Source organism: Microcystis sp. M109S1 (assembly GCF_020247025.1).
Lineage (GTDB): Bacteria > Cyanobacteriota > Cyanobacteriia > Cyanobacteriales > Microcystaceae > Microcystis.
Genome location: NZ_JADBRW010000262.1, coordinates 1 through 7,490, shown reverse-complemented (window position 1 = coordinate 7,490; position 7,490 = coordinate 1). Strand labels below are relative to the sequence as shown.

The following is a 7,490-nucleotide window of genomic DNA, read 5'->3' as shown; positions in this document are numbered from 1 at the left end:
TTTTGTCTCTTATGCAGACTTTCGAGTTCAAGGGTTCAACTCAATCGAGCCATTCACTACCGCCCACTCAGGGGATTCAAACCAATTTCATTTTCACATAAAGCCGTCCTAAAAGGACGGGGCTTTAACCCAAAATTTTGGGTTAAAGCCCGTTTCTAATTTGCGGATAATTTTTGTCAGCGATTGTATCCTATTAACTATAGTTATTATCAGAGCGTCATGGGAAAAGTCATCGGCATCGACTTAGGGACAACCAACAGTTGTGTTGCCGTACTCGAAGGAGGTCAGCCGATTATAGTTGCCAACTCGGAAGGGGGAAGGACAACTCCTAGTATCGTGGGATTCGGCAAGGGCCAGCGCCTAGTGGGACAACTGGCCAAACGTCAAGCGGTCACTAATGCCGAAAATACCGTCTATAGCATCAAACGCTTTATCGGTAGGCGTTGGCCAGACACCGAGGTAGAAAGGGGACGAGTTGCCTATCATTGCCGACGCGGTCGCGATGATACCGTCAATATCAAAATTCGCGATCGGGAATTTACCCCCCAAGAAATCTCGGCCATGATCCTGCAAAAATTAAAGGCCGATGCTGAGGCCTATCTGGGAGAACCGATTAACGAGGCCGTGATTACAGTTCCCGCCTATTTTACCGATGCCCAACGTCAGGCCACTAAAGACGCGGGGATAATCGCAGGACTAGAAGTATTAAGAATTATTAACGAACCCACCGCCGCCGCCCTGGCCTACGGTTTAGATAAACAAAACGAAGATCAACATATCCTCGTTTTTGACCTAGGGGGAGGAACCTTCGACGTTTCCATCCTGCAACTGGGGAAGGGAGTCTTTGAAGTGAAAGCCACCGCCGGCAATAACCATCTTGGGGGGGACGATTTTGATAACCTCTTAGTGCGGTGGCTGGTGGAGAACTTTCAAAGCCAAGAAAACATCGATCTGTCCAGCGATCGCATGGCGATCCAAAGACTGCGAGAAGCCGCCGAAAAAGCCAAAATCGAGCTTTCTAGCCTGATTACCACCTCGATCAATCTCCCCTTTATCGCCGCCGACGAAACCGGTCCTAAACACCTAGAATTGGAAATAACTCGCGCTAAATTCGAGGAATTAACCAGAGAATTAGTGGAAAAAACCCTCGAACCCGTACAACAGTCCCTCAAAGATAGCGAACTGCAGCCTAGCGATATCAACCGTGTCATTCTCGTCGGCGGTTCCACCAGAATGCCCGCCGTACAGCAATTAATCTCCCGTTTCTTTTCTGCGGGCCAGATCGATCGCTCTGTTAACCCCGATGAGGCCGTTGCTTTGGGGGCGGCGATTCAAGCTGGAGTTTTAGGTGGAGAAGTGGCAGATGTCCTCCTTCTTGATGTCACCCCCCTTTCCCTCGGCATTGAAACCCTCGGCGAAGTCTTTACCAAAATTATCGATCGCAATACCACTATCCCCACCAGTAGATCTCAGGTTTTCTCCACCGCTGCCGATGGTCAAACTTCGGTGGAAATTCATGTTCTGCAAGGGGAAAGGGCCATGGCCCGGGATAATAAAACCCTCGGTAAATTTCTCCTGACGGGAATTCCTCCCGCCCCTAGGGGTATGCCACAAATCGAAGTGGCCTTCGAGATCGATGTTAACGGCATCTTGAAAGTGGCCGCCAGCGACCAAGGCACCGGCAAGGAACAAAGTATTGTCATTAGTCATACTGGAGGGCTGAAACCGAACGAAATTGAAAAAATGCGCCTAGAAGCCGAAAAATACGCCGAATTTGATCGCGGTCGTCTGCAAATGATCGATATTCGCCACCAATCCGATAGTCTTTTCTATAGCTACGAAGTCACCCTCAGGGAAAACAGCGAGTTAGTTGCCCCCGATATCCGGCAACTGGCCGACCAGAAGCGGCAACAGTTGGAAATCGCCCTGCGCGACCCTTCCATATCCCCAGAAAAGCTAAAAACCATCCTGGAAGAATTTCGTCAGATTGTCCTCGAAATCGGTACCCGCATCTACACGGGTAAACAAGAGGAAACCCAACCCCTCAACGGTACTGGTTTTCAATCGATCGATGTCACCGAAAAACTGACCCGACCCACCCGCACCCAAGCCACTTCCTCCAATACCTTCGCCAAGGGGCTAACCTTCTCCCACACTAGAACCAGAACCTATAGTAATCTGGAAACTAAATCCGGCGAATCGGGCAGTGATGATCACCCCTACGATGGCGAAGAAATGAGTGCCAGTGACTACGAGGCCGTAGATTAAAAAGGGAAAAGCCATCAGCCTTTTCAGTGATCAGTAATCAGTAATCAGTGATCAGATGTGAGTTTTCAGCTTTTTTCTCCCCTATCCCCTATCCCCTATCCCCTATCCCCTATCCCCCATCCCCTAACCCCCAGCAAAAATAGTAGGGATAACCCAACTAAACTATTATGTATAGTTTGTTAAAGTAACAACTAGACTTAAACTTTATTTATAAATTGCCAGCAGAACCATAGTCCCCTATGCCCACTGATTACTACGAAATTCTAGGTGTCTCGCGAGATGCCGGCAAAGAAGACATCAAACGCGCCTATCGTCGTCTCGCCCGAAAATACCATCCCGATGTTAACAAAGAACCAGGAGCCGAGGAACACTTCAAAGAAATTAACCGCGCCTACGAAATTCTCTCGGAACCAGAAACCCGCAATCGTTATGACCGCTTTGGTGAAGCTGGGGTTTCTGGGGGCGCTGCCGGTTTTGATCCCGACAATATGGGCGGTTTCGCCGATATCTTTGAGACAATCTTTAGTGGTTTCGGGGGCATGGGCGGCCAAGCAACCGCCCGCCGACGCACAGGCCCTACCCGGGGCGAGGATCTACGTCTCGATTTTAGACTAAAATTCCGCGAGGCTGTCTTTGGCGGCGAAAAGGAAATCCGCATCCGTCATCTGGAAACCTGTCAAAGCTGTAAAGGTAGTGGGGCCAGACCAGGAACCAGTTCCCGTACTTGTACTACTTGCAATGGTACTGGTCAGGTGCGTCGCGCCACCCGTACTCCCTTCGGTACTTTTGCTCAAGTTTCGGTCTGTCCCACCTGTGACGGTGCTGGCGAAGTGATCGAGGAAAAATGCGACGTTTGCGGCGGTTCCGGACGCAGACAGGAAACCAAAAAACTGAAAATTACCATCCCCGCAGGGGTTGACAACGGCATGAAATTGCGCGTTGCCCGGGAAGGTGACGCAGGACTTAAAGGCGGGCCGCCGGGGGATTTATTCGTTTATCTAACCGTGGAAAACGATGGGGAATTTCAACGGGAAGGTAATGATATTAAATCGGATATCACGATTAGTTATATCCAAGCGATTTTAGGATGTACCATCAAAGTTAATACGGTAGATGGCCAAGAAGACCTGACTATCCCTGCCGGTACTCAACCGAACACCGTACTGATTTTAGAAAATAAAGGGGTTCCCAAATTAGGCAATCCCGTCAGCCGCGGTGATCATCGCATTACCGTTAAAATCTCGATTCCTACCCGTGTCACCGGAGAAGAACGGGAATTGCTGGAAAAATTAGCAAAAGTTCGCGGGGAAACCGTGGGGAAAGGCGGTATCGAGGGATTTTTAGGTAATATCTTCCATAAATAATTATGACTTTAGACCTGCGCGGCACTCCCTGCCCAATTAATTTTGTCCGGACAAAATTGCAATTAGAGAAAATGCCCGCCGGGGAACGGTTGGAAGTCTGGTTAGATGCCGGGGAACCGGTCGAACAGGTTCCCACTAGCCTGACAGTGGAGGGTTATCAGATAGAATCGATCGAAGACCGAGATAGCTTTTTTGTTCTCAAAGTCTATCGCCCCGATTCCTAAATGGTAGATGCACAATTAACCGATTTATACGGCACAGTGGTGGCCGTACAGGCGAATTTCTATCAGGTACGCTTGGATTCTCCCGTTATCGGCGAGAATCTTCTCTGTACCCGTCGCGCTCGCTTGCAAAAAATCGGTCAATCGGTGATGGTTGGTGATCGGGTGCGCGTGGAGGAAGCCAATTTTGATGATCGGCAGGGTGCGATCGCAGAAGTCCTCCCCCGCAGTACCGAGATCGATCGGCCGGCCGTTGCCAATATCGAGCAGATTTTGCTAGTTTTTGCCCTTGCTGAACCCGTACTCGATCCTTGGCTGATCAGTCGTTTTTTGGTGAAAGCCGAGTCCACAGGCTTAGAAATTGCGGTCTGTGTCAATAAAATTGATCTGGGGGAACCGGAACAAATAGAGGTCTGGGGCGATCGCCTAGCTAGTTGGGGATACCGGCCTTTTTTTGTCAGTGTGGAGAAAAATAGGGGATTTGAGGCTTTATTGGCACAATTAAACCATAAAATCACTCTCTTGGCCGGTCCTTCGGGAGTGGGAAAATCGAGTTTAATTAATTGTCTAATTCCTGAGATTAATCAACGGGTGGGGGATGTGTCGGGAAAACTACAAAAAGGTCGTCACACCACCCGTCATGTGGAGTTATTTGCTTTACCAAATCGGGGTTTATTGGCCGATAGTCCGGGATTTAACCAACCGGATATTAACTGTTCACCGGAACAATTAACTTTTTATTTTCCGGAAGTGAGACAGCGTTTAGCTTTAGGAAATTGTCAATTTAATGATTGTACTCACCGTCGGGAACCTAACTGTGTGGTGAGGGGAGATTGGGAACGTTACCAACATTATTTAGAGTTTTTAGAAGAAGCGATCGCACGAGAACAGTCATTACAGAAAACTAGCACAAAAGAGTCAAGTTTAAAGTTAAAAATTAAAGAAGCAGGTCAAGAAACCTACGAACCCAAATTAGCCAATAAAAAATATCGTCGTCCTTCCCGTCGCGGCAAAAATCAAGATCAGGAACGCTACGAAAATAAAACTCTCCAAGATATTTATAATGACGATTCTGAATAGAATGGGTTGGGTTTCGTTTATCCTAAGGGTTACTTTATAAATACTGTCTAAAGATGAAAATTTAACAGCAATGATTGTATCTATGTGTTTTATCTGAACTATTTTTCATTTTTTTGTTTCTACTTTGTGATTAATTCAACTTATCTACGAACTAAATTTTTAATGGTTCTATATTGAGCTATTTTCCATGTTCCCTCGTCATTTTCAAGATTATAGCGAACTAATAAGGTAGTAAAAGCACTATTTTTTTGATCAATTTTACCCTGACTGTTATAGAGGGTTCTTTCTTCAGTAACCACCACATCAACTGTAGCTTGATCGCCAGAGGCTGTAAAATTATTAACTGAATCTATTCTCTGAACTCCATAGATATAATAAGCACCATTATTAGCTAACCATTCGGAAGAACTTTCTTGACCATCAGAGCTTTTTATTTTGTCATTATAAGCTTTACCTGTAAGTAGGGTCTGCTGAATAAATATAAAAACCTTGTTGGGTAAGACTTTTAGACTTTTGGGAAATCAAAAAGTACTGGACATGGGAGTGATCGGGGGGAGGGAAAATTCAGTGACTTTTTCCCTGAAAATTAGGTAATTGACCCCCTCAAAATGGTTAAAACCCTACACCCCACACCCTACACCCTACCCCCACCGAAAAACTTTTTGCCGCAAACCCTAAGTAATCTCAATTAATTGTTAGATAGTGGGACAGGGTTCTGGTTCTTTGTATTTTATCTTTAATTGTAACCGGCTACTTAGTTGATGATAGGTGCTGCGTTACGATGGATTGTTACCTTCAAGTCAAAGCAGCAATTTTGGCCGTCTAACGCACCCTAAGTTTTACTACTGAGGTTGATTTTTTTAAGCATTATTGACCTTCTCACCTCTAAGAGCCGAAAATAAACAGAGACGACCTAAACCTAAGATTGCTGGTGAGAAGGTTTCCTGACTGGGGGACTCTAGATTGCAACCGGCAAATTCTTGCTGTATTTCTGTTAGAAAATAAGGCCAAATGGTTAAGAAAAAATTACCGCTAAAAATTATTCGATCGATATCTTCAAGACTTTTTTGCTGTTTTTCTAACAAATCATTAATTTTTTGTCTTAAATTATCTAGATATGGTATGATGACCTTCTTATTTAAATCGGTGCGACTGACCGTCCAAGTATGACCGGCTAGAGAGGAGGTAAATTCGCTTTCTTCTTGAAGGATTAATTTAGTTAATCTAGCGGCTGCCAGTAAAGATTTTTTTAAGGGATTAGTATCGGTGAGAGCGGAGCGGGAAAGAGGCAAAAAAGAACGCCAGAGAGGATAAATTAAGTGAGAGAGTATGGCCCGTTCATAGGTGTTTTCCCCGTAGTTAAAATGGCTCAGAGCGATCGCTTGACGGGATAAAGAGCGAGTTTGCGGTGGGACTTCCACTATTGCTAAAGTGGTAGTCTCCCGCTTCCCTTCGATAACCAGTAGGGTTTGGGGTTGGGGTTGGTCGCTAGTGGGAATATGGGCCAGAGCAGTAGCGATCGCTGTTTCTAGACTAGATAGGCGATCGGGGGGTATTAGTTGCGCTGTGAGAAGGGCTTTTTTCAGGTCATCCGTGGGGGTTTCCCCGTCATCGGTGATAATAATAGCTTCTAATCGATCTAGGGCTTCCCAGAGCCAAGAATCGGTGCTAAAATCCCGATTAGATAGCCAACTAATTAGATATTCTTCCACCTGAGAGCAGGGTAAGAGATCGCTTGTTCCCGTTGCCAGACTCCAAGAAAGAGGATAAAAATCGATCAGTCCCTGGCTTTCCCGAAAAAAGACAACTTTCACCCCCTCTGGTTGCACCTCCATTCCCAGGGACCAACGGGCAACTTCAGGGGTTGGATCGGGCAACAATAAGGGAGAAAGCAGCACTCTGGCCGATTCTAATTGTTGACGAGTGGCGATAATTGTCTCGGAAGTAACTTCTTGCGGGTTAACTAGAGAGGAAATCACCTTGGCAAGAATCCGCTCGATCTCGGTCAGTAGGGAGGAAAAATCCTGTTTATCGGTCACTGGATAATTAAAAATACCCACAACTTTCTATTGTAGAATCACCTGCCTAAAACCGACAAAATTTAAATATTAAACTATGGAAGAAAAACGCTATCCTGCCGAAAAATCAGCAGAAATTCAAAAATTATTAGATACAGCCACTTTATTTGTCGGTTTGCCCCCTGAAACCCTCGCTCAAGTTACTTCTCATGCTGTCACCCGCACTCATCCTGCTAATCGGGCGATTTTATTAGAAAATGATTGGGGTGGTTCGGTTTACTTTATTCTGGATGGTTGGGTGAAAATTCGTACTTACGATAGTTCGGGTAGAGAAGTCACCTTAAATATCGTCGGTAGAGGGGAAATAGTCGGAGAAATGGCCGCTTTAGACGAATCTCCCCGCTCCACCGATGCTATCACCTTAACCACGGCCACAATTAGCAGTATTCCCGCCCAAGATTTTGTTAATCTGCTCAAATCGGAACCTTTAGCGGGAATTCGTCTTTCTCAGTTAATGGCCAAGCGTTTGCGTCAACTTA

General features: G+C 46.0%; 6 protein-coding genes and 1 pseudogene. 5 read left to right on the top strand and 2 right to left on the bottom strand.

Annotation, left to right across the window (positions count from 1 at the left end):
* The first annotated feature begins 219 nt into the window (after positions 1–219).
* The 4 genes from dnaK to rsgA all read left to right on the top strand — a co-directional run bounded on the left by dnaK (position 220) and on the right by rsgA (position 4,933).
* Positions 220–2,268, top strand: a complete 2,049-nt coding sequence (gene dnaK, locus IM322_RS13110) for a molecular chaperone DnaK (RefSeq protein ID WP_287675361.1) — start codon at positions 220–222, stop codon at positions 2,266–2,268.
* Between the two features lie 239 nt (positions 2,269–2,507).
* A complete protein-coding gene (gene dnaJ / locus IM322_RS13105; protein ID WP_287675357.1) occupies positions 2,508–3,632 on the top strand; it encodes a molecular chaperone DnaJ in 1,125 nt (374 codons plus the stop codon).
* Between the two features lie 2 nt (positions 3,633–3,634).
* A complete protein-coding gene (locus tag IM322_RS13100) occupies positions 3,635–3,856 on the top strand; it encodes a sulfurtransferase TusA family protein (RefSeq protein WP_287675355.1) in 222 nt (73 codons plus the stop codon).
* Positions 3,857–4,933 (top strand): small ribosomal subunit biogenesis GTPase RsgA, encoded by a 1,077-nt coding sequence (gene rsgA / locus IM322_RS13095; protein WP_287675353.1) that lies wholly within the window; start codon positions 3,857–3,859, stop codon positions 4,931–4,933.
* A 140-nt stretch (positions 4,934–5,073) separates the two neighbouring features.
* Here rsgA and IM322_RS13090 read toward each other — a convergent pair.
* Both IM322_RS13090 and IM322_RS13085 read right to left on the bottom strand, forming a co-directional pair.
* A pseudogene (locus IM322_RS13090) lies at positions 5,074–5,400 on the bottom strand (ARC6/PARC6 family protein); the annotation flags it as partial.
* A 393-nt stretch (positions 5,401–5,793) separates the two neighbouring features.
* Positions 5,794–6,993: an acetate and sugar kinases/Hsc70/actin family protein gene (locus IM322_RS13085; RefSeq protein ID WP_287675351.1), complete on the bottom strand. Its 1,200-nt coding sequence runs from the start codon at positions 6,991–6,993 to the stop codon at positions 5,794–5,796.
* 55 nt (positions 6,994–7,048) lie between these two features.
* Here IM322_RS13085 and IM322_RS13080 point away from each other — a divergent pair.
* The coding region (locus tag IM322_RS13080) for a Crp/Fnr family transcriptional regulator (RefSeq protein WP_287675349.1) at positions 7,049–7,490 on the top strand (442 nt) is incomplete at its 3' end.